The organism is Streptomyces sp. NPDC093795 (assembly GCF_044764665.1).
Taxonomy (GTDB): domain Bacteria; phylum Actinomycetota; class Actinomycetes; order Streptomycetales; family Streptomycetaceae; genus Streptomyces.
The window spans coordinates 373,592-396,160 of record NZ_JBIWIO010000006.1; the positions used below are offsets into that span (position 1 = coordinate 373,592).

Genomic DNA, 22,569 nt, shown 5'->3' on the forward strand with positions numbered 1-22,569 from the left:
CGAAAGGCCCCGCCTGACAGCGTCGTCCCATGCACCGTCATGAGGGGCCGCCCCTGCGTAAGTTCGTCCCGTTCGCCGTCGTCTCCGTACTCGTCGCCCTGACGGGTACGGGGCTGCTCATCGACACGTACGACGAGCGGCCCCCGTGGGGTACGGACATCGCGTACGAGGGCGGGTACGTCCAGGCGAGCCGGATCCGCGGGTACGACGTGGACGGGACGCGGACGAAGGCGCTGCTCGACGGCGAGTGCGCCCGCATGGAACGGGACGGGATGGGCGGCGACCGGGCCGTCCACGATCCGGCGGCGTGGGTGGCGGGGTGCCTGGACGGGGCCGCGGGGCGCCCGTCCAGGAACCAGGGGATCGTGCGCTGACCAGCTGACTAGGCGTCCATGCCGGCGAGGATCAGGGGGAGGCGGGCCGCGCCCGTCTCCGTGACCTCCAGCGGGACGCCCCAGTCCTGCTGGTGGACGTGGCAGGCGGGGTACTCGTTGGCCGGGTCGTCGTCGCAGGACGCGGCCATCGCCGAGACGTGCAGGACGCCCTCGGTGACCTCCGGGTTCAGGTCGAGCTCCCGGAAGAGGTCCGTGCCCGTGCCCTCGCCCGCGAGGAGGAGTTCCGGCGGGGTCGAGGACACCAGGAGGCGGGTCGAGGGGCCGTAACGGTCGTCGAGCTTCTGGCCCGTCGGGGCCTGGAAGACGACGTCCAGGCGGAGGCGGCCGGGGGCGACCTCGGTGGCCTCGCGCCGGGTGCGGTGCGCCACGGCCTCGACCTGGACGGCCTCCTCGGGAAGCCTCAGCCGGGTCAGCCGGTGCCGGGCGGACTCGACGACGACGATGTCGCCGTCGACGAGGACCGCGTCGCTGGGCTCGCGCAGATCGGTGGCGAGGGTCGTGACCTCGCCGGTGGCGGGGTCGTAGCGGCGCAGGGCGTGGTTGTACGTGTCGCTGACGGCGACCGAGCCGTCGGGCAGGGCGGTCACGCCCAGCGGGTGCTGGAGCAGGGCCTGGCCGGCGTCGCCGTCGCGGTGGCCGAAGTCGAAGAGGCCGGTGCCGACGGCGGTGTGGACGACGCCGTCCGGGTCGATCCAGCGCAGGGCGCTGGTCTCGGAGTCGGCGATCCACAGCCGGTCCTCGGTGGCCGAGAGGCCGGAGGGCTGCGCGAACCAGGCCTCGGCGGCGGGTCCGTCGACGAGCCCCTCGTTCGTCGTGCCGGCCGCGACCTCGACGGTCCCGCTCTCCGGGTCGTACGTCCACAACTGGTGGACACCGGCCATCGCGATCCACACCTTGCCCTGCCACCAGGCCACGTCCCACGGCGAGGACAGGTCGACCTCGAGGGCGGGCCCGGAGGTGGGAGACCCCTGCCACCACTGCTTCCCGGTACCGGCGACGAGCTCGACGGCGCCGCTCTCCGGGTCGAGGACGCGCAGGGAGTGGTTCACGGTGTCGGCGACGACGACCCTCCCGTCGGGCAGCGCCGCGAGGCCCTGCGGCTCCCGGAAGACCCCCTCACCGATGCGCCGCACGACGGTCTCCCCGTCGGCCGCGAGCTCCACGAGCTGGTGCCGGGTGGTGTCGGAGACCAGGAAGTTCCCGGAGGGCAGCAGGATCGCCTTGCCGGGGAACCGCAGGTCGGTGGCGACGGGCTCGGGCGGTACGTACGGCCCGTCGCCGCGCCGCAGCGTCCCCTTGGCCCCGTGCTCGGCCTCCAGCTCCTCGACGAGCGTCCGGATGGCGTTGGCGTGCCCCTCACCGGCGTGCTGGGCGACGACGTACCCCTCGGGGTCGATCACGACGAGCGTCGGCCAGGCCCGCACGGCGTACTGCTTCCAGGTCGCGAGCTCGGGGTCGTCCAGTACGGGATGGTGCACCTCGTACCGCTCGACGGCGTCGACGACGGCCTGGTGCTCGGCCTCGTGCACGAACTTCGGCGAGTGCACCCCGACGATCACGAGCGTGTCGCGGTGCTTCTCCTCCAGCTCACGAAGCTCGTCGAGGACGTGCAGGCAGTTCACACAGCAGAAGGTCCAGAAATCAACAACAACGCACTTACCTCGGAGGTCGGCGAGGGTCAGCTCCTTGCCTCCGGTGTTCAGCCACCCGCCCTTCCCGATCAGCTCAGGGGCACGGACACGGGCACGGCGGGGCGCGGGCGCGGGGGTGGGCGCCGAGGCGACATCGTTCATGCTTCAAGCTTGCCATCGCTCCGCCCCAGGGCCTCTCAGGACCTCCTCTCGGGCGGCAGCCGTACGGGCAGCGGCACACGGACCACGGTGCTCAGGCGTCGGCGTCGGCGGGCTTCGCCCAGTGGATCCGGAGACGTCGCTCAGGAACGATCCGCTGTCCGCGCACCCCCTTGCTCACCTCGACGCGATCCACGGCGAGCGACAACCGAGCCCGCCGCTCTTCGTTGGTCGCACCCGCCCACGTGCGGCGCAAGGTGAGACCGTCGAGCAACGGTGACACGTCCACCGACGGCACGGAGAGCTTGCCGAGACCAGCGCGCAGCCCTTCGATGCGCCCCCTCAGGCGTCCCGAAAGGCGGTCGTAGCGTTCCGCAGCGGCGCCATCGCCGAACTCGCCGCGCACATAGCGTGCGTCCTCCAAGTCGACGAGACGGGATTCCACATCCCGGAGCTCGGCTGTGAGGGCGTCGCGTCTCGCAGAGGTCTCCGGGTCCGCACGGCGCGCCCAGCGATCAGCGATCGCGACGAGCAGCGGATCGCCGGGTTGGAGCGCCGGAAGCCGGGTGAGGAACTGCTCGGTCACATAGCGGTCCACCGTCTCGGCCAGCGCCGAAGCTCCCATGCACTGGTTGCCCGCGCGGCGAGCCATGCACTGGTAGCTGCCGCCCACCCGGTGCATACGCCGCCCGCAACCAGGTACCGCGCAGTGGGCCAGCCCCGTGAGCAGCGCAGTCCCCTCGGACTTCGGCCGCCGCTTGCCCGCGTGCACGAACGTTCTGGATTCCAGTGTGCGAATGATCCGTTCGCGCTCTGCGACGGTGATGATCCCCTGACCGATCTCCACCGTGTCGAGGCTTTCGGGGTCGCGGTACGGAAAGACCCGTCCCGTGTACTTCCGCTCGCCGTCGTCCGACTCGACGGTCTCGGTTTCCGGCATCAGCCCGGCGAACGCGGGGGAACGCAGGAGCTGCATGATGCTGGCGGCATTCCACTGCCCACCCCTGGGCGAGAGGATCTCGTGCTCGTTGAGCAGACGGGCGATCTTGACCAGCGATGTCCCGGCGAGCGCCTCATCCGCGATCAGCCGGGCGAAAACGGCATGCTCCGGGTCGTGGATGAGCTTCTTGACGTCGGGGTCGATGAGCAGTCCGTACGGAGGCTGCCCGCCGATCCACTGTCCTTTGCCGCGCAGGTAGCGCTTCGCATGCCCGACGCGCTCGCCGAGATTCCGAGACTCCGACCTGGCGAGTTCAGCGAGCATGGCGACGGCGGCACGGGCCGAGTCGTGCGTGGTGTCGAGGCCGTCCATGACGGAGACGAGACGACCGCCGGACTGCTCGATGTCGTCCAGCACCTTTCCCACCTGGCCGATGCCCTTCCGGGACAGCCGGTCCAGTTTCCAGATGATCAGGGTGCCGACGACACCCGCCGTGACAGCCGCCAGTGCTGCGTCGAAGCCTTTGCGATCAACGGTCTTGTAGCCGGAGCGGCCCCTGTCCACATGGACCTTGCGGACAGTCAGCCCGTTGCGTCCAGCCCAGGCCCGGCAGTCGGCTTCCTGCCGTTCGATCGCGGTCTTGCCGTCCCGGTCGAGGGACGAGCGCAGATAGAGGTCACAGAAAGTCTCTTCATGCACACACTCAGTTTGCAGCGGCGTTCGCTGCTCTGTTGTCTACTTCCGCAAATCGAGCAGAGAGATTTGTGCTTCCGGCTCGTCGCGCGGCCAGCCGCCTCCGTCCGGCGAGGGGTGCCGTACGGGTGGAAAGAGGGGGCCGGGTGGGGCGGGGGTGCGTGTCCGGGGGCGGGGTGGGGGTGGGGGCTGGTGAGCATGGCGGGCATGGTGGAGCGCTTGGTCGGATCATCGTATTTTTCCTGCCGTCGGGTGAGCGGTGGGCTCCTCGTGGCGGTGCTGCTTGTCCTGCTGCTCGTCCTCCCCTGCCTGATCCTCCCCGTGACCCTCGCGCGGGCCGGTGGGTCCGGGGACGGGGCCCTGCGGCTCACCGTGACCGTGAACGGCCGGGGCGACAGCGGGGTGCGGCCGCCCGACATCCGGGTCGGCGGGCAGGCCGTGAAGCGGTACCGCCTCGTGAACCACGGTGAGGCGGACCTGTACGGGGTTCGGGTCGTCGACCCTGAAGTCCCGGCCGGGTCCGTGCGCTGCCCGGCTGGACCCCTGCCCGCGCTCGAGGAGCTGGAGTGCGTCGCCAGGTTCCGCGCGGAGCCCGGGCTGCACTGGGGCACCGTCCGCGCGGACGGTGCCGTCCCGTCGCTCCGGCGGCGACTCACCGCGACCGCCCGCGCCGGGTACAACGGGGTCCCCGGGGCGGGCAGGGCGGGCGGGGCTGGTGGAGCGGTTGGTCCGGGCGGGGGATCCGGAGCGGGTGGAGCGGGTGGGGGGGCCGTAGGGGGTTCTGGAGGGGGCGCCGAAGGGGGTGCCGTGGGAGGGGCTGGTGCGGCAGCGGGTGGGCTGGGGGCGCCGATTCCCGGGCCTGTGGGGCCTCCCGGGGCTCCCGGGGCTCCCGGGGCTCCCGGGGCTCCCGGGGCTCCTGGGGCTCCTGCCGTGGCAGGGCGCGCCGCCCCTGGAGCAGCGGCCGCCGCCCCTGGAGCTGCCGCGCCGGGAGCCGGCGGAGCTGCGGTTGCCCCGCCCGGGGCTGTCCCGCCCGCTGCCGCCGCCGCGCCCGGGGCTGCCGCGCCCGGGGCTGTCCCGCCCGCTGCCGCCGCCCCGCCCGGGGCTGCCGCGCCCGGGGCCGCCCCACCCGCGCCTGCCGCCCCCGGTGCCGCCGCCCCACCCGGGGCCGCCCCACCCGGCGCCCCCGCACCTCCAGGAGCCGCGCCCCCACCGGCCGCGCCCCCCGGAGCCGTACCCCCCGGGTCCGTACCCCTGGAACCCGCGTCCCCGGTCCTGCCCGTCGGGCCGCCCGGAGCCGGGGACGCCGCCGGGGCCAGCGCCGGTGCCTCCGCCGGTACCGGGGCCTCCGCCGGTGCCGGGGTCGGTGGCACCGCCAGCGCCGGGGTCGGGGCCAGTACCGGTGTCGGGACCGCTGTCGGTCCTCCTGTCGCCCGCCGTGCCGCCACCCTCGACTCCGAGGGGTTCCTGGGGCGGCTGCGGCGGCGGGGGCGGGAGGCGAATGAGTTCGGCGTCGTGACGATGTTGTTGCTGCTCCTGATCCCGGCGGCCGTCGCCGCCGCCCTCCTCGGCAACCGGAGAAGCTGACCGTGGCCCTGCTCGAAACGCTCGTCGTCGTCCTCGGCGTCGCGCTCGTCGCCGCCCTCGCCGCCGTCGCCAAGACCAGGCTCTTCCCGCTCGGGGAGGACGAGGAGCCCCGCGAGGACGTCGCCGAGTACATCGCCATGATGGTGTCGGTGCTCTACGCCGTCGTCCTCGGTCTCTGCCTCGTCTCCGTCTGGGACACCCGCTCCTCCGCCGCCGACCACGTACAGGCAGAGGCGAGCGCCCTCCACCAGATGTACCTGCTCGCGGACGCCCTCCCCGCCGACCGGCGGCAGCCGCTGCGCGAGGCGGCCCGTACGTACGCCGGTCATGTCGTCGACGTCGAGTGGCCGGTGATGGCGGCCCGCGAGCCGCTCGACATGGCCGGCTGGCAGCTCCTCGAACAGCTGCGGCGGGCCGGCGAGGTGGAGGAGACCGCGAAGGTGCCGCAGCAGATCGCCGCCCAGGAGGTCCTCGCCCAGCTCGGCTACGTCGACGACGCCCGGCGCGGCCGGGAGGCGGCGGCGCAGGAGCGGCTCTCGCCGGTGCTGTGGACGGGCCTGATCATCGGGGGCGCGCTGACGCTGGCCTTCATGTTCCTCTTCGGGATGAGGAGGAGCGTGACCCATGTGGTGATGGTGATGGGTCTGGCCGGCTTCATCGCGTTCACGGTGCTGCTGATCCATCAGCTCGACTCGCCGTTCGGCGCGACGCTCGGGGCGACCCCGGACGCGTTCATCCGCTACTTCAGGTGAGAAGCGCTGATCGTACGGGCAGGCATACCGCCGTGAAATATCTCGTACGGGACAAGATCTTCGCGATCGGTGACGACTACTGGATCGAGGACGAGCAGGGCCGCCACGCCTTCCTCGTCGACGGCAAGGCGCTGCGGCTGCGCGACACCCTGGAGCTGAAGGATCCGGACGGGCAGGTCCTGATCACGCTGCGGCAGAAGATGTTCAGCCTGCGGGACGCGATGACCATCGAGCGGGGTGAGCAGCCGCTCGCGACCGTCCGCCGCAAACGGCTGTCGCTGCTGCGCAACCACTACCGGGTGACGCTCGTCGAGGGCACCGAACTGGACGTCAGCGGCCGGATCCTGGACCGGGAGTTCACCGTCGAGTACGAGGGTGAACTCCTGGCCCACATCTCCCGGCAGTGGTTCCACGTCCGCGAGACGTACGCGGTGAACGTGGTCCGCGAGGACGCGGACACCGCGCTGCTCGTCGCCGTGGCGGTGTGCGTGATCCGGATGGCCGAGCGCGAGCGGGAGGACGACTAGAGGCCCCCCGAGGACGGTCAGACGGCCTTCCGGAGTGCCTGCTCCAGGTCAGTCCACAGGTCCTCGACGTGCTCGATGCCGACCGAGATCCGTACCGTGCCGGGGCCGATCCCGGCCGCCGCGAGCGCCGCCGCGTCGAGCTGGTGGTGGGAGGTGGAGGCCGGGTGCATCACCAGGGTCTTCACGTCGCCGAGGGAGACGCTGAGGGAGGCGAGCCGTACCGCCTCGACGAAGGTACGGCCCGCCTCCCGGCCGCCCGCCAGGTCGACCGAGATCACCCCGCCGCCCCCGCCGGGCAGCAGACGGGCGGCGATCTCCCGGTCCGGGTGGCTCGCGAGCGCGGGGTGGCGCACGGCCGCGACCGCCGGGTGCGCGGCGAGCCGGGCGGCGAGGTCGGCGGCGCTCGCGCACTGGCGCTCCATGCGCAGGGACAGGGTCTGCATGCCGCGCAGGGTCAGCCAGGCGGCGAACGGGTCGGTGGAGGCGCCCTGTTCGACGGCGTGGTGGCGGACCCTGCCGTACAGCTCGGCGTCCTTGAAGACGGCGACGCCGCCGAGGACGTCCGCGTGCCCGGACAGGTACTTGGTGGCCGAGTGGACGACGATGTCGGCGCCGTGGTCGAGGGGGCGGCACAGGAGCGGGGAGGCGAAGGTGTTGTCGACGGCGACCGGGACCCCGGCCCCGGCCGCGACGGCGGCGAGCGCGGGCAGGTCGGAGACGCGGGTGGTGGGGTTGGCGATGGTCTCCAGGTAGAGGAGCCGGGTCTCGGGGCGGAGGGCCGCCCGTACCTCCTCCGGGTCGGTGCCCGACACGTACGTGACGTCGACGCCCCAGCGGCTGGCGAGATCGGTGAGGACCGCGTACGTACCGCCGTACAGGCAGCTCTGGGCGATGACGTGGTCGCCGGAGGAGAGCAGGCCGAGCAGCACGGCGTTGACGGCGCCCATGCCGGAGGCGAAGGAGAGGCCGGCGGCGCCGCCTTCGAGGCGGGCGACGGCGTCCTCCAGGGTGCGGACGGTGGGGTTGCCGAGGCGGCTGTAGAGGAAGGCGTCCGCGGAGGTGAAGGCGGTGGCGAGGGCGTCGGCCGAGTCGAAGGCGAAGACATGGCCCTGGTGGAGGGGGACGCCGAGGGGCCTGCTGCCCTTGATCTCCACGTGCGGCGGGTGGACGGCGAGGGTCTCGGGACGGACCGTCCCGAGGTCGGCCGTAGGTCGGAGGGGCGTGGCTTCGAAGTCGTCGGCGTGGCTCATGCGTTCAGTCTGTGGACCCGCCGCTTGCCTTCCCAGGGCCAATCCCGGCAGATTGGTCCGGCAATGGAGCCAATCGACGCGCCTCTGGACCTGGACCACCTCGTCGCCCGGCTCGGCCGCTGGTCGGCCGGGCGCGGGCCGCTGTACCTGCTGCTCGCGGCCCGGCTGCGCCGGCTGATGGACGAGGCCGCGCTGCCGCCGGGCGCGCTCCTGCCGCCGGACCGTCGGCTCGCGAAGGCCCTCGCCGTGGGCCGTACGACGGTGGTCGCCGCCTACGACACGCTGCGCCAGGAGGGGCGGCTGGTACGGCGCCAGGGCAGCGGAACCCGGGTCGCGCGGGCTGCGCTGGCGCCGGAGCCGTCACGGGTGGCGGGAGCGGCCCGGGTGACGGGGTCGCCTCACGGAGGCGGGTCGACTCAGGTGACGGGGTCGCCTCAGGTGGCGGGCTCGGCCCGGGTGCCGGGGGCGCCTCAAGTGGCGGGGTCGCCCCGGCTGCCGGGCTCGCCCCAGGTACCGGGCTCGCCTCAAGTGGCCGGAGCAGCCCGTGCGGCAGGGTCACCCCCGCGCGGCTCCGACGCACCCGTCCGCCCGGCCGGTCCCCGCGTGACGGAGACGTCGAACCCTCTCTTCCTGCATCTCCTGGAGGCGCCGGACGACGTGATCCTGCTGAGCTGCGCGGCCCCGGCGCAGCCGCCGCCCGAGCTGGCGGAGGCGTACCGCTCGCTTGTCCTGCCCGACGGTGACCTCGGCTACCACCCGGCCGGTCTCGCGGCGCTGCGGGCGGCGGTCGCCGGGCGGTACGCGGCGCGCGGGGTGCCGACCGAGCCGGGGCAGATCCTGGTCACCACCGGTGCGCAGCAGGCGATCTCGCTCCTGACGCGGCTGCTGCTCGCGCCGGGCGACGAGGTGCTCGTGGAGGCGCCGACGTATCCGGGGGCGCTCGACCTGTTCCGGGAGGCGGCCGCCGTACCGCTGCCGGTGGCGGTCGGGCCGTACGGGATCGACGTGGCGGAGGCGGTACGACTGATGGAACGTCACCGTCCGGCCCTGGCGTACGTCATGGCCCGGTTCCAGAACCCCACGGGCGCGGTGCTGCCGCCGCTCGCCGGGCGCCGGCTCGTCGAGTCGGCGAACGCGCTCGGCGTACCGCTCGTGGACGACGAGGTCCTCGCGGACCTGGCGTTCGACCCGGCGTCGCCGCCGGAGCGGTCGCTCTCCTCGTACGGTGAGGTGATCGGGGTCGGTTCGCTGAGCAAGATGGTGTGGGGCGGACTCCGCATCGGCTGGCTGCGCGGTCCTGCGCACCTGGTCGCCCGCCTCGCCCGGCTCAAGGCCCTCCACGACCTGGGCAGCGACCTGCCGTCCCAACTCGCCGCGGTCCGCCTCCTCGACGACTTCGCCCCGGTCCTCGCGGCCCGCCTGGCGTCGGTGCGCGCGGGCCACGACCACCTCAGGGCCGAGCTCGCCCGCCGGCTGCCGTCCTGGTCGTGCGCGCCGTCCACGGGCGGTCAGACGTTGTGGGTACGGCTCCCGCACGGCGACGGCGTCTCCTTCGCGCAACTCGCCCTCCGCCACGGGGTGGCCGTCCTCCCCGGCTCGACGGCCGACGCGCTCGGCGGCAGCCTCCGCCACCTCAGGCTCCACTTCCTCGCGCCGCCCGATGTCCTGACGGAGGCGGTACGGAGGCTGGCGGCGGCCTGGGCGGAGTACACCCCGGACCCGGCGCCGGAACGGGCCTCCCTGCATGCGATCGTCGTCTGACGCGTCACGGCTCGGCCGGGGAGGTCACCATGCACAGCACCGTCACACCGTTCACGCTGCGCCCGTGGCGGGAGGGCAAGGGGTACGAGCGGCAGGCCGGCTGGCGGGGCGTGTCGGCCGAGTTCGGCGAGATCACCGTGGAGGCCCCGCTGCGGCAGACCGCGCCCGAGCTGGTGATGTCGGAGCTGCGGGGCGGGCTGATACCGACGGCGTCGTACGAGGCCCGGGGCATCCACACGGACCTGCTCCGGCTGCCGAGCCTGAACCGGGCGACCCTCCGCGTCGGCGACGCGGTCGTCTCCATGACCCGCAACCGGTTCGGCGCGACCTCCCGGCAGCGGGGGCTCGGCCTGCGGTACGGCGGTGACCGCTACCGGCTGTGGGCCGTGAACCGGCGCTCCTGGGTGCTGGCCCGCGACGCGGACGCCGAGGACCCGGGGGTCACCGTGTCGGTGCGCGGGAAGCGGCGGCGGCTCGACGTCGTGGTGACGGGCCGGGCGGGCGCGGCCGACCTGTCCCTGGCGCTGATCTTCGCGGGGGTGGACCGCGCGGCGCTCACCCGGGGCGGGGCGGTACGCGCGGGCCTCTCCCGCGTGACGGAGCTGTGGGCGGAGGCGCAGGCCTGAGGGGGATGCCTGAGGGGGATGCCTGAGGCCGCGGGCCTGAGCGGGATGCCTGAGCGGGCGGTGTCCCTGTTCGCGCGGTTCTGGACCCCGCTACCGGGGCGTGCGCGGTGTCGCCACCCCCAGGACCCGGTCCTTCAGGGCCGGGAACTGGTCGCGGGTCGTCGTCACCTTCGCCGGGTCGAGGTCGACCCGCAGGATCTCCTCGTCCGGGCCCGCCTCGGCGAGGACCTCGCCCCAGGGGTCGACGACGATCGAGTGACCGGCCTGCTCGACGCCCGCGTGGGTGCCAGCCGTACCGCAGGCGAGGACGTACGCCTGGTTCTCGACGGCACGTGCCTGGGCGAGGAGGGTCCAGTGGGCGCGGCGGCGGGCGGGCCAGCCCGCCGGGACGACGAAGGCCTGGGCGCCGGCGTCGACGAGGCCGCGGAAGAGTTCGGGGAAGCGCAGGTCGTAACAGGTGCCGACGCCGAGGGTGAGGTGCGGCAGGTCGACCGTCACGAGGTCCTCCCCCGCGGCCATCATCACCGCCTCGCCCTTGTCGAAGCCGAAGCGGTGGATCTTCCGGTAGGAGGCGGCGAGTTCGCCGTCGGGGGAGAGGACGAGCGAGGTGTTGTAGAGAGCGCCGCCCTCCGCCTCGACGAAGGAACCGGCGTGCAGCCAGACTCCGGCGTCGCGCGCGGCGGCCGCCATCTCCCGGTGCGTGGGGCCGTTCAGCGGCTCGGACTCGGCGGCGAACATCTCGTACGCGAAGGCGCCCGTGGGCCACAGTTCCGGCAGGACGACGAGGTCGGCGCGGCCGGATTCCTCCCGTACGAGGCGCGCCACGCGGGCGCGACGGGCGTCGACCGGTTCGTCCGGGTCTACCGCGATCTGGATCAGCGAGGCGCGCACACTACCACCGTCCTGGCATTCGAGCCGTCAACACCGGCCTACGATCGTCACACGAAAGCACTGCCGGGGTGCCTTCGGGCAGCGTAACTTAGCGTCCGAGCCTCCCACCCAGTCGTGTTATTCAGCCCGCGCACCGAAGAACCGCCGAGGGGTCCCGTGACCGTCCATCCCAGCCTCCAGAACTACGCCGACGCCTGGACCCATTCCATCGAGGCGATAGCCGAGCTGGTGCAGCCGCTCGTGGAGGGCGAGTGGAACCGGCCGACACCGTGCCCAGGCTGGTCGGTCCGGGACATCGTGTCCCATGTGATCGGCATGGAGACGGAGATGCTCGGCGACCCGCGGCCGATCCACTCCCTGCCGCGCGATCTGTACCACGTACGCAGTGACTTCGCGCGCTACATGGAGGTCCAGGTCGACGTGCGGCGGCACCACACCGCGCCGGAGATGACCTCGGAGCTGGAGTACATCCTGATCCGCCGGGCCCGGCAGCTCCGCAACGAGAACCGCTCCCCCGAGCACCTGATCCGCGCGCCCCTCGGCGCCGAGCAGTCCCTGGAACTGGCGTACCGGATGCGCGCCTTCGACGTGTGGGTGCACGAGCAGGACCTGCGGGCGGCGCTCGGCGCGCCGGGCAACCTGGACTCGGCGGGCGCGCACGTGACGCGGGACGTGCTCCTCGAGGCGCTGCCGAAGGTGGTCGCCAAGGACGCGGGGGCGCCGGCGTCCTCCGCGGTGGTCGTGGACGTGAGCGGGCCGGTCGAGTTCCTGCGGACGGTCCGGGTCGACGCGGAGGGCCGGGGTTCGATCGACGGGGCGCCCTCGCTGGGCCCGGCGGTGACGCTCGCGACGGACTGGGAGACGTTCGTACGCCTCGCCTGTGGCCGGGTCCGGCCGGCCGATGTGGCCGACCGGGTCAAGGTGGAGGGCGACGAGGAGCTGGCCCGCGCGATCCTCGACAACTTCGCGGTGACGCCCCACTGACCTCTCAGACCGGCACGTGTACGGCCTCGACGCGGCTGGCCACCAGCCGTTCGCGCTCCCTGCGGTGGGTGCGGGCCTTGAGGCGCAGGATCTGGACGACGCCGAGGGCTTCCAGGACGAAGACGGACGAGAACGCGATCCGGTAGTTGTCGCCGGTCGCGTCGAGGAGCAGGCCGACGGCGAGCAGCGTGGTCATCGAGGCCACGAACCCGCCCATGTTGACGATGCCGGACGCGGTGCCCTGGCGCTCCGGCGGGTTCGCGGGGCGGGCGAAGTCGAAGCCGATCATCGAGGCGGGTCCGCAGGCGCCGAGGACCAGGCAGAGGGTGACGAGGAGCCACATCGGGGCGTGGTCGCCGGGGTACGCGAGGGTGGCGCCCCACAGCAGGGCGGTGGAGGCGACCGTGCCGAGGGCGAGCGGGGCGCGGGCCCTGTGGTGGCGGGCGATGATCTGCCCGTACGCGAGGCCGACCACCATGTTCGAGAGGACGACCAGGGTGAGCAGTCCCCCGGCGGCCGACCGGGAGAGGCCCTGCGCCTCGACGAGGTAGGGCAGTCCCCAGAGCAGCAGGAAGACCATCGCGGGGAACTGGGTGGTGAAGTGCACCCACATGCCGAGGCGGGTGCCGGGTTCCCGCCAGGACTCGGCGATCTGGCGGCGGACGTAGGCCGCGCCCGCGTGGGTGGCGGGCTGGGGCTCGTACCCCTCGGGGTGGTCCTTGAGGAAGAGCAGCAGCAGGACGAGGACGAGGACGCCCGCGAGGGAGCTGCCGACGAAGGTGGTCGTCCAGCCGAGGCCGTGCAGGGCGCGGGCGATGAAGACGGTGGAGACGAGGTTGCCGGCCATCCCGATGAGACCGGCGAGCTGGGCGATCAGCGGTCCGCGGCGGGCGGGGAACCAGCGGGTGCCGAGGCGCAGGACGCTGATGAAGGTCATGGCGTCGCCGCAGCCCAGGAGGGCGCGGGCGGCGAGCGCCGTGCCGTACGAGGGGGCGAGCGCGAAGCCCAGCTGGCCGAGGGTGAACAGGACGACGCCGAGGGCGAGGACCTTCTTGGTGCCGAGCCGGTCGACCATGAGGCCGACGGGTATCTGCATGCCCGCGTAGACGAGCAGCTGGAGTATGGAGAAGGTGGAGAGCGCGGAGGCGTTGACGTCGAAGCGGTCGGCGGCGTCGAGTCCGGCGACGCCGAGGGACGTGCGGAAGATGACGGCGACGAAGTAGACGGCGACGCCGACGCCCCAGACGAGGGCGGCGCGGCGGCCGCCGGGCGGGTCGCCGGGGAGGGTGCCTGCGGAGCCGTACGCGTTCTGGCCGCCGTGGCCGTCCCGGCCGCCGTTGCCCTTTCGGCTGTCGCCGCTCACCGGTCCTCGCCCCTGACCAGGACCTTGACCCAGCTGAGGTGCTGGCGGACGCAGAACGCGGCGCCCTCCACGTCACCGGCCTTGATCCGGTCGAGGATCTCGGCGTGCTCGGTGATGTTCTTGGCGACGCGGTCGGGCTGCGACTGCATCACGGCGACGCCCATGCGCAACTGGCGGTCGCGGAGCTGGTCGTAGAGGCGGGACAGTATCTGGTTGCCGGCGTGCCGGACGATCTCGGCGTGGAAGCAGCGGTCGGTGACGGCGACCTCGGCGAGGTCTCCGGCCTCGGCGCGCTGCTTCTGCTCCTCCAGGAGCTCTTCGAGGCGCTCGACGAGCGAGGCGGGCGCGGGCACGGCCCGGCGGACGGCGAACTCCTCGACGAGCAGACGGGTCTCGACGACGTCGGCGATCTCCTGGGCGGAGACGGCGAGGACGAGGGCGCCCTTCTTCGGATAGAGCTTGAGCAGCCCTTCCATCTCCAGCTTGAGGAGCGCCTCGCGGACGGGCGTCCTGGACACCCCGACGGCGAGGGCGAGTTCGCCCTCGGTGAGGAGGGTGCCTCCCTCGTAGCGCCGGTCGAGTACGGCCTGCTTGACGTGCGTGTAGACGCGGTTGGCTGCGGGGGGAGCGGATGCCATGAACACAGCTTAGATACAACAGGGGTGCAACAGAGAGCCCCGTCCACATCGTGGACGGGGCCTCATGTTTCACGTGAAACGAGCGAACCCGAACGGGCGAACCCGCGCACGCACTATGCCCAGGCCGGGGTCAGCTCCAGGTGATCAGACGCTTCGGCTGCTCCAGGATCGCGGCGACGTCCGCCAGGAACTTGGAGCCGAGCTCGCCGTCGACCAGTCGGTGGTCGAAGGAGAGGGCCAGCGTGGTGACCTGTCGCGGCTTCACCTTGCCCTTGTGGACCCACGGCTGGAGCTTGATCGCACCGACCGCGAGGATCGCGGACTCGCCGGGGTTGAGGATGGGCGTACCGGTGTCGACGCCGAAGACGCCGACGTTGGTGATGGTGAAGGTGCCGCCCTGCATGGCCGCCGGGGTCGTCTTCCCGTCGCGGGCGGTGGAGATCAGCTCGCTCAGGGACGCCGAGAGCTCGGGCAGGGTCTGCGCGTGCGCGTCCTTGATGTTCGGCACGAGCAGACCGCGCGGGGTGGCCGCGGCGATGCCCAGGTTCACGTAGTGCTTGAGGACGATCTCCTGCGCCGCCTCGTCCCAGGCCGCGTTGATCTCCGGGTTGCGCCTGACCGCGACCAGGACGGCCTTGGCGATGAGGAGCAGCGGATTGACCCGCAGGCCCGCCATGTCCTTGCCGGACTTGAGCTCCTCGACCAGCTTCATCGTGCGCGTGATGTCGAAGGTCACGAACTCGGTGACGTGCGGAGCGGTGAAGGCCGAACCGACCATCGCCGCCGCCGTGGCCTTCCGTACGCCCTTGACGGGCACACGGGTCTCCCGGGCGTCGGCCGAGACGGCGGCCGGCACGACGGGCGCGGGCGCCGCGACCGGAGCCGCGACCGGGGCGGGAGCCGCCACGGGCGCCGGGGCTTCGACGGCCGGAGCGGGCGCCGGAGCGGCCGCCGCGTGCACGTCGTCACGGGTGATGATGCCGTCCGGGCCGGTCGGGGTGACCGTCGCGAGGTCGACCCCGAGGTCCTTCGCGAGCTTCCGGACCGGCGGCTTGGCCAGCGGCCGGGCACCGGCACCGGCCGACGCGTGCCCGTTGAGCTGCTCCGGTACGGAGACGGCGACGGGCGCGGCGGCGGGTGCGGTGGCGGCAGGCGCGGCCTGGGCCGTGCCCGTGACCGCCTTGCGCGGGCGGCGCTTGGTGGAGGACGCGGCCACGCCGTAGCCGACGAGGACCGGCGTACGGCCCTTGGGCTCGCCGTCCTCGTCCGCCGGGGCGGCCGGAGCCGCCACGACCGGGGCGGCCTGGGCCACCGGGGCCTCGGGCGCGGGCGCGGCCTCGCCGCCGACGTTCACCGAGATGATGACCTGGCCGACGTCGACCGTCGTCCCCTCGGGGAAGCACAGCTCGTGGACCGTGCCGTCGAAGGGGATCGGCAGCTCGACCGCGGCCTTGGCCGTCTCGACCTCGCACACGACCTGCCCGTCGGTGATGGTGTCACCGGGCTGCACGTACCACTTGAGGATCTCGGCCTCGGTGAGGCCCTCGCCCACATCGGGCATCTTGAATTCGCGGATCGTCACGGTGCTCTCCTCAGTACGCCAGCGAGCGGTCGACGGCGTCGAGCACACGGTCGAGACCCGGCAGGTACTCCTCTTCCAGGCGCGCCGGCGGATACGGCGCGTGGTAGCCGCCGACCCGCAGGACGGGGGCCTCCAGGTGGTAGAAGCAGCGCTCGGTGATGCGGGCGGCGATCTCCGCGCCGGAGCCGAAGAAGACGGGCGCCTCGTGGACCACGACCAGGCGGCGGGTCTTCTCGACCGAGGCCTGGATGGTGTCGAAGTCGAGCGGGGAGATCGAGCGCAGGTCCACGACCTCGATCGACTTGCCCTCCCCGGCCGCGGCGGAGGCCACCTCCAGGCAGGTCTTCACCATCGGGCCGTAGGCGGCGAGGGTGAGGTCCGTGCCCTCGCGAGCGACACGGGCCTTGTGCAGCTCGCCGGGGAAGGCCTCGGTGTCGACCTCACCCTTGTCCCAGTAGCGGCGCTTGGGCTCGAAGAAGATGACCGGGTCGTCGCTCTGGATCGCCTGCTGGAGCATCCAGTAGGCGTCGGAGGAGTTCGCCGGGGTGACGACCTTGAGGCCCGCGACGTGCGCGAAGAGCGACTCGGGGGACTCGGAGTGGTGCTCGACCGCACCGATGCCGCCGCCGTACGGGATGCGGATGACGACCGGCATCTTCACCGTGCCGAGCGAACGGGCCCGCATCTTCGCCAGCTGCGTGACGATCTGGTCGTACGCCGGGAAGACGAAGCCGTCGAACTGGATCTCCACGATCGGCCGGTAGCCGCGCAGGGCGAGGCCGATCGCGGTGCCGACGATGCCGGACTCGGCGAGCGGGGTGTCGACCACCCGGTCCTCGCCGAAGTCCTTCTGCAGGCCGTCGGTGATCCGGAAGACTCCGCCGAGCTTGCCGACGTCCAGGCCCATGATGACGACCTTGGGGTCGGTCTCCAGGGCCTTGCGCAGCGACTCGTTGAGCGCCTTCGCGAGAGGAAGATTCTGTACAGCCATGATTACTCGTCCTCTCCGGCCGCGAAGGACGCCTCGTAGGCGGCGAACTGCGCGCGCTCCTCGTCGACGAGCGCGTGCCCGTCCGCGTACGTGTGGTCGAAGATCGCCATGTGCTCCGGGACGGGCATGGCGCGGACGGCCTCGCGGACGCTCTTGCCGAGCGCCTCGCTCTCCGCCTCCAGCTCCTCGAAGAAGGCCGCGTCGGCGTGGCCCTCGTTCTCCAGGTACGCCTTGAGACGCAGGATCGGGTCCTTGGCCTCCCACTCCGCGCGCTCCGCGTCACGGCGGTAGCGCGTCGGGTCGTCGGAGGTGGTGTGGGCGCCCATGCGGTAGGTGAACGCCTCGATGAGGGTCGGGCCCTCGCCGCGGCGAGCCCGCTCGAGGGCCGAACGGGTCACGGCCAGACAGGCCAGGACGTCGTTGCCGTCGACGCGGACACCGGGGAAGCCGAAGCCGCTGGCCCGCTGGTAGAGCGGGACGCGCGTCTGCTTCTCGATGGGCTCGGAAATGGCCCACTGGTTGTTCTGGCAGAAGAACACGACGGGGGCGTTGTAGACCGCGGAGAAGACGAACGACTCGTTGACGTCACCCTGGCTGGAGGCGCCGTCACCGAAGTACGCGAGCACGGCGGAATCCGCGCCGTCCTTGGCGATACCCATGGCATAGCCGGTGGCGTGCAGGGTCTGCGAACCGAGAACGATCGTGTACAGGTGGAAATTGTTGCTGTTGGGATCCCAGCCACCGTGGTTCACACCACGGAACATTCCCAGCAGATTCGTCGGGTCGACGCCACGGACCCACGCGACACCGTGCTCGCGATAGGTGGGAAAGACGTAGTCGTCGTCCCGAAGGGCCCGGCCGGAACCGATCTGGGCCGCCTCCTGGCCGAGCAGCGAGGCCCACAGGCCCAGCTCGCCCTGGCGCTGCAGCGAGGTGGCCTCGGCGTCGAAGCGACGGGTGAGCACCATGTCGCGGTAGAGACCGCGCAGCTCATCGGCGCTCAGGTCGATGTCGTAATCGGGGTGCTGGACGCGCTCTCCCTCGGGCGTCAGCAGCTGGACGAGCTCGGGCTCCGTCGCTCCCGCCGAGGCGCGCGTGCTCGTCTTCTTGGTGGTGCTCGTGCTCGCGCTTGCGGTGCGCTTGGTGCCGCTGCTGCGTCGCGTCGTCTTGCGCGCGGCAGTGCTCTCCACGGTCACGTGCGTGCTCCTCCGTCGGTCCGGCCTCCGGGTTCGCCGGGTGGGCCAGTGCGGCTCCGCCTTGTCCGTACCTTCGCACGGGGTGGGTGCGACGCGGTCGGGGTCAGGCGTGACAGGTGCCCCGACGAACGCCGTCATAGGCACGTTACCCACAGTGCGGCATTCCCGCGAAACCCCACCTGACCTGCGATTTTGCTTGGATTTCCAAGTAAATCGAGAAAAGCGGGGACTCCGCCCTGGTCAGGGCGTGGACAACGGCCCGACACCGTCGTCGGAACAAGCGGCACGTTATCCCGCGCACCCCGGGCGCGGGAAGAGCCAATATGTGAGACTGACCGCGTGCGCGAAGAAGGAAAAATCCGGGTATTTCTGCTGGACGACCACGAAGTGGTCCGGCGCGGCGTCCACGAGTTGCTCTCCGTGGAGGACGACATCGAGGTGGTCGGCGAGGCCGGCACGGCGGCGGATGCCCTGGTCAGGATCCCCGCGACCCGTCCCGACGTGGCCGTGCTCGACGTGCGCCTGCCCGACGGCAGCGGGGTGGAGGTCTGCCGCGAGATCCGATCGCGGGACGAGAGCATCACATGCCTGATGCTGACCTCGTACGCGGACGACGAGGCACTCTTCGACGCGATCATGGCCGGGGCCTCGGGTTACGTGCTCAAGGCCATCCGGGGCAACGAACTGCTGAACGCGGTACGGGACGTGGCGGCGGGCAAGTCACTGCTCGACCCGGTGGCGACCGCCCGCGTCCTGGAGCGGCTGCGCGACGGGAACAATCCGAAGCGTGACGACAAGCTCTCCAACCTGACGGAGCAGGAGCGCAAGATCCTGGACCTGATCGGTGAGGGCCTGACCAACCGGGTCATCGGCGAGCGGCTCCACCTCGCGGAGAAGACCATCAAGAACTACGTCTCCAGCCTGCTGTCGAAGCTGGGCATGGAGCGACGCTCGCAGGCCGCGGCCTATGTGGCGCGGCTCCAGGCGGAGCGCCGCTGACCCGGGGGTCGGCGATTCGGGACTTACGGCCCCCTTGGGGCAGGGCGAGGGGCCCCTTTCCGACACGGTGCCGGTGGCGGAGAGTGGAGGCCATGTCCACCGACGAGATCCGCGCCATCGAGATGCTCGGCCGCGTGTCGTACGGCCGGGTGGCGACGAGCATGCGGGCGATGCCGTTCGTCGCCCCCGCCCGGCACATCGTGACCGACGGCCGCGTCGTGCTCCGGATGCACCAGGGGCTCGGCTACCACCGCGCCTGCAACGGCAGCGTCGTCGCGTACGGCGCGGACAACTTCAACTCGGGCTCCGAGAACCTCTGGTCCGTGCAGTTCACCGGCACCGCCGAGATCGTCGAACCGACCGAGGAGGAGCTCGCGGCCTTCGGTCCCGCACCCGAGCAGGCGGACGGTGAGCCCTTCGCGCCGGTCTACATGCGGATCGAACCGCAGTTCGTGACGGTGCACGCGCTCGACTACGCGAGCGAGACGCCGACGACCCGGCCCGCCCCCCACTCCGTACGGCGACATCTTCACCACGTAGCGTGATCTAACATCTGGCGGGTGCCGCGCTCATCTGAAACACTCCCGGCGCCCGACCCGCCCCTCGGCGCCCTGCTGCGTCGCCATCGGCATGCCGGGGAGCCCCTGGCCTGCGTGCCCGTCGCCGAGGGGCTCCTCAACCGGGGCTTCCGGCTCTCCACCACCCGCGGCACCTACTTCCTCAAGCAGCACCTGGACGCCCCCACCGCCGACCGCGCCACCATCGCCCGCCAGCACCGCGCCACCCAGCGACTGCACGCCCTCGGCCTGCCCGTCGCCCCACCGCTGCCCGACGCCACCGGCCGCACGGTCGCCGTCATCGGCGGCCATTGCTACGCCCTGCACCCGTGGATCGACGGCCGCCACCGCGACGGCGCCCAGCTCTCCGCCGGCTGCTCCCGGCGCCTCGGCACCCTCCTCGGGCAGGTCCACACCGCCCTCGACCGGGTGATGGAGCCCCCGGGGCCGGGGCCGGACGGGACGTCCGGGGCCGCCGGAGGGGACGTCTGCGCGAGCGCCGACCTCCAGGACACCTTCCGGGCCATCGACGAACTGATCCGCCTCGCCCGCGCCCACCGCCCCCGCGACAGCTTCGACGCGCTCGCCGAGCACCGGCTCAGGGAGCGGCGCCGGCTGCTCGCCCAGCACGCCCACCACCGGCCGCCGCCCGCCGCAGCCGCCGGCTGGGTGCACGGCGACTTCCACCCGCTGAACCTGCTCTACCGCGGCGCGGAGCCCGCCGCGATCGTCGACTGGGACCGGCTCGCGGTCCGCCCCAGGGCCGAGGAGGCGGTCAGGGCCGCCGCGATCTTCTTCGTACGGCCGGGCGGTGAGCTGGCCCTGGAGAAGGTGCGGGCGTACGCGCGCGCGTACCGGCGGGCGGCGGGCGCCGACCGCGCCGAGCTGGCGGCGGCGGCGCACCGGGTGTGGTGGGAGCGGCTCAACGACTTCTGGACCCTGCGCTGGCGCTACCAGCTGCACGACCGAAGGGCCGACCCGCAGTTTCCGGCGGTGTCGGCCCTGGCGGTCTGGTGGACCCGCGAGTACGCGGCGGTCCGCGACGCGTTCACGGCGTGAAAGGACGGCGCAACCCGGCCGCCGGACGCTCGTTCACGGCGTGAGCGGACGCGTCACCCGGCCGCCGGACGTGCCGGAGGACGCACCGGCAGGACGCGTCGGCAGCACGCGCCGGCAGTCGCGTCAGCGGGTCTCGGCGCCGGCGTCCGGCGGTGCCGTCGTGCCCGTGTTGCCGTTGCCCCCGGTGGGCTCGCCGCCGCCCGTCGTCTCGCCGCCGGTGGGCTCGCCGCCGCCCGTCGTCTCGCCGCCCGTCGGCGTGCCCGTCGGCGTCGGCGTGCCCTCGGTCGTGGTGGGCGGGGTCGTCGTCGGCTCGCCCGTCGGCTCCTGGGACGGCGGCGTGGTCGTGGTGGCCGGCGGGTCGTACGTCGTCTCCGGCGGCCACGGAGCCTGGCTCTGGCCGCCGCCCGTCGTGCCCGGGTCCTGCGACGGCTCCTCGCTCGTCTCCTGCGAGGGAGTGGGCTCCTCGGAGGCCGACGACGGCGCGGTGCTGACGGTCGGCGTGATGACGCCCTTCTCGCCGCCCTTCCCGCCGGTCTTGTCGAGCGCGAAGACGACTCCGGCGACGACCGCGATCACCGCGAGCGCCGCGAGCAGCCACACCTTGCCGTGCCTGCCGTTCCCGCCGCCCTGCGAGTTGTAGGCCCCGTTCTGGCCGTAGCCGCCGGTGCCGCCCGTACCGCCGTCGTAGCCGTATCCGCCGTCGTCCGGGTTGACCGGCGGCAGGATCGGGCCGTGCGACGCGGTCTCGCCGTGCATCGGGTGACCCAGGGCGGTCGTCGCGGCCATGCCGCCGACCGGGGTGTGTCCGCCGTCGTGCGTCTCGACCGGCCCGGTGTTCCACGTACCGGTGTGGCCGCCCTGCTGCTGGAGCATCTGCAGGCTGTACTGGATGAGGCCGCGCATCTCCTCGGCGCTCTGGAACCGGTCGTCCGGCTCCTTCGCGAGCGAGCGCATCACCAGCCCGTCGAGCTCCGGCGGCACGGACTGCGTGACGTCGGACGGCGGGACCGGCGCGTCCTGGACGTGCTGGTACACGACGGACAACGGGGTCTCACCGGTGAACGGGGGCCGCAGCGCGAGAAGTTCGTAGAGGAGGCAGCCGGTCGCGTACAGGTCGGAGCGGTGGTCGACGGCCTTGCCGAGCGCCTGCTCGGGCGAGAGGTACTGCGGGGTGCCCATGACCATGCCGGTCTGGGTCATCGTCGACTGCGCGCCGTGCAGGGCGCGGGCGATGCCGAAGTCCATGACCTTGACGGCGCCGCCGTGGGTGATGATCACGTTCGCCGGCTTGATGTCGCGGTGCACGATGCCGTGCTGGTGCGAGTAGGCCAGCGCCTCCAGGACCCCGGAGACGATGATGAGGGCCTGCTCGGGCCCGGGGGCCTCGGCGCTGAGCAGCAGGTCGCGGATGGTGCGGCCCTCGACCAGCTCCATCACGATGTACGGCACGGGCCGGCCGGCCACGAGGTCCTCGCCGGAGTCGTACACGGCGACGATGGCATGGTGGTTGAGCCCGGCGACGGACTGCGCCTCGCGGGTGAAGCGTGCCTTGGAGACCGGGTCCTCGGCGAGGTCGGCGCGGAGGAGCTTCACGGCGACGGTGCGGCCGAGCCGTACGTCCTCGGCGGCGAACACCTCGGCCATGCCGCCGCGGCCCAGACGGTGGGTCAGGCGGTAACGCCCGTCGCCGACGACTCCGCCGACGCCCCAGGACTCCGCTGACGCGTCCGGCACACCGCCACCTGATCCGGATTCGGGTGCCATCAGTCCTCGCCGTCGTCTGTCGTGCCGTGTCCAGTCGTCACGCTACAGGCTCCGTACGACATCACGGTCCGAGATGGACGGGCCATCCAACCCCCTCCGCGTACACCTGTGCAAATTCGACGCTTTCCTCCGCAGCTACGGAAACGCTTCCTGTGCGGAGGGTCACGGAACGGGCACCCGGCTTGACGTGTCACTGCCCTCGGGCAGACTTGGCCAGGAAATTCCGG

At 72.5% G+C, this 22,569-nt stretch carries 19 protein-coding genes; 9 read left to right on the forward strand and 10 right to left on the reverse strand.

The annotated features are described in order from the left end of the window. The first annotated feature begins 29 nt into the window (after positions 1–29). Positions 30–374, forward strand: coding sequence for a hypothetical protein (locus ACIRB7_RS19180; RefSeq protein WP_403599728.1), 345 nt, complete (start codon positions 30–32; stop codon positions 372–374). A gap of 8 nt (positions 375–382) precedes the next feature. Here ACIRB7_RS19180 and ACIRB7_RS19185 read toward each other — a convergent pair whose 3' ends face one another. Next, positions 383–2,188, reverse strand: a complete 1,806-nt coding sequence (locus ACIRB7_RS19185; protein WP_403599730.1) for an NHL domain-containing thioredoxin family protein — start codon at positions 2,186–2,188, stop codon at positions 383–385. A gap of 91 nt (positions 2,189–2,279) precedes the next feature. Next, positions 2,280–3,824, reverse strand: a complete 1,545-nt coding sequence (locus ACIRB7_RS19190; RefSeq protein WP_403599733.1) for a recombinase family protein — start codon at positions 3,822–3,824, stop codon at positions 2,280–2,282. A gap of 1,580 nt (positions 3,825–5,404) precedes the next feature. Here ACIRB7_RS19190 and ACIRB7_RS19195 point away from each other — a divergent pair. Next, positions 5,405–6,154 carry a hypothetical protein gene (locus ACIRB7_RS19195; protein WP_403599737.1) on the forward strand — a complete coding sequence of 250 codons (750 nt, stop codon included), beginning with the start codon at positions 5,405–5,407 and terminating at the stop codon, positions 6,152–6,154. Positions 6,155–6,186: 32 nt separating this feature from the next. Then, positions 6,187–6,681: an LURP-one-related/scramblase family protein gene (locus tag ACIRB7_RS19200; protein ID WP_403599740.1), complete on the forward strand. Its 495-nt coding sequence runs from the start codon at positions 6,187–6,189 to the stop codon at positions 6,679–6,681. 17 nt (positions 6,682–6,698) lie between these two features. Here ACIRB7_RS19200 and ACIRB7_RS19205 read toward each other — a convergent pair whose 3' ends face one another. Beyond that, positions 6,699–7,931, reverse strand: a complete 1,233-nt coding sequence (locus tag ACIRB7_RS19205) for a trans-sulfuration enzyme family protein (RefSeq protein WP_403599743.1) — start codon at positions 7,929–7,931, stop codon at positions 6,699–6,701. A gap of 63 nt (positions 7,932–7,994) precedes the next feature. Between ACIRB7_RS19205 and ACIRB7_RS19210 the strand changes: the two genes are divergently transcribed. Beyond that, on the forward strand, positions 7,995–9,692 hold the full coding sequence (locus ACIRB7_RS19210; protein WP_403599746.1) for an aminotransferase class I/II-fold pyridoxal phosphate-dependent enzyme: 1,698 nt from the start codon (positions 7,995–7,997) through the stop codon (positions 9,690–9,692). A 29-nt stretch (positions 9,693–9,721) separates the two neighbouring features. Further along, on the forward strand, positions 9,722–10,318 hold the full coding sequence (locus ACIRB7_RS19215) for a hypothetical protein (protein WP_403599749.1): 597 nt from the start codon (positions 9,722–9,724) through the stop codon (positions 10,316–10,318). Between the two features lie 90 nt (positions 10,319–10,408). Here the strand turns inward: ACIRB7_RS19215 and ACIRB7_RS19220 are convergent, their stop codons facing one another. Further along, the gene (locus ACIRB7_RS19220; protein WP_403599752.1) at positions 10,409–11,209 is read right to left on the reverse strand and encodes a carbon-nitrogen family hydrolase; all 801 of its coding nucleotides are present in this window, start codon (positions 11,207–11,209) and stop codon (positions 10,409–10,411) included. A gap of 156 nt (positions 11,210–11,365) precedes the next feature. On the opposite strand from ACIRB7_RS19220, the gene ACIRB7_RS19225 reads away from it, so the two are divergent. Further along, the gene (locus ACIRB7_RS19225) at positions 11,366–12,193 is read left to right on the forward strand and encodes a maleylpyruvate isomerase family mycothiol-dependent enzyme (RefSeq protein ID WP_403599755.1); all 828 of its coding nucleotides are present in this window, start codon (positions 11,366–11,368) and stop codon (positions 12,191–12,193) included. A gap of 4 nt (positions 12,194–12,197) precedes the next feature. Here the strand turns inward: ACIRB7_RS19225 and ACIRB7_RS19230 are convergent, their stop codons facing one another. The 5 genes from ACIRB7_RS19230 to pdhA form a co-directional block, all read right to left on the reverse strand. Then, positions 12,198–13,556, reverse strand: a complete 1,359-nt coding sequence (locus tag ACIRB7_RS19230) for a nitrate/nitrite transporter (protein WP_403599758.1) — start codon at positions 13,554–13,556, stop codon at positions 12,198–12,200. Then, positions 13,553–14,194, reverse strand: a complete 642-nt coding sequence (locus tag ACIRB7_RS19235; RefSeq protein WP_403599760.1) for a GntR family transcriptional regulator — start codon at positions 14,192–14,194, stop codon at positions 13,553–13,555. The genes ACIRB7_RS19230 and ACIRB7_RS19235 overlap by 4 nt, the downstream gene beginning before the upstream one ends. 130 nt (positions 14,195–14,324) lie before the next feature. Next, a complete protein-coding gene (locus tag ACIRB7_RS19240; protein WP_403599997.1) occupies positions 14,325–15,755 on the reverse strand; it encodes a dihydrolipoamide acetyltransferase family protein in 1,431 nt (476 codons plus the stop codon). A 31-nt stretch (positions 15,756–15,786) separates the two neighbouring features. Further along, on the reverse strand, positions 15,787–16,767 hold the full coding sequence (locus ACIRB7_RS19245) for an alpha-ketoacid dehydrogenase subunit beta (RefSeq protein ID WP_403599763.1): 981 nt from the start codon (positions 16,765–16,767) through the stop codon (positions 15,787–15,789). Positions 16,768–16,769: 2 nt separating this feature from the next. Further along, positions 16,770–17,963 (reverse strand): pyruvate dehydrogenase (acetyl-transferring) E1 component subunit alpha, encoded by a 1,194-nt coding sequence (pdhA, locus tag ACIRB7_RS19250; protein WP_403599766.1) that lies wholly within the window; start codon positions 17,961–17,963, stop codon positions 16,770–16,772. Positions 17,964–18,302: 339 nt separating this feature from the next. Here pdhA and ACIRB7_RS19255 point away from each other — a divergent pair, with 339 nt between their 5' ends. From ACIRB7_RS19255 to ACIRB7_RS19265, 3 genes are all read left to right on the forward strand, one after another. Then, entirely contained in the window at positions 18,303–18,962 is a 660-nt protein-coding gene (locus tag ACIRB7_RS19255) for a response regulator (protein ID WP_403599769.1), read from the forward strand. A gap of 92 nt (positions 18,963–19,054) precedes the next feature. After that, positions 19,055–19,507, forward strand: a complete 453-nt coding sequence (locus ACIRB7_RS19260) for a pyridoxamine 5'-phosphate oxidase family protein (RefSeq protein ID WP_403599771.1) — start codon at positions 19,055–19,057, stop codon at positions 19,505–19,507. 15 nt (positions 19,508–19,522) lie between these two features. Then, a complete protein-coding gene (locus ACIRB7_RS19265; protein WP_403599774.1) occupies positions 19,523–20,578 on the forward strand; it encodes a phosphotransferase in 1,056 nt (351 codons plus the stop codon). 123 nt (positions 20,579–20,701) lie between these two features. On the opposite strand, the gene ACIRB7_RS19270 is transcribed toward ACIRB7_RS19265, so the two are convergent. After that, complete coding sequence (locus ACIRB7_RS19270; RefSeq protein ID WP_403599777.1) at positions 20,702–22,342, reverse strand: protein kinase; 1,641 nt, start codon at positions 22,340–22,342, stop codon at positions 20,702–20,704. Between the last annotated feature and the right edge of the window lie 227 nt (positions 22,343–22,569).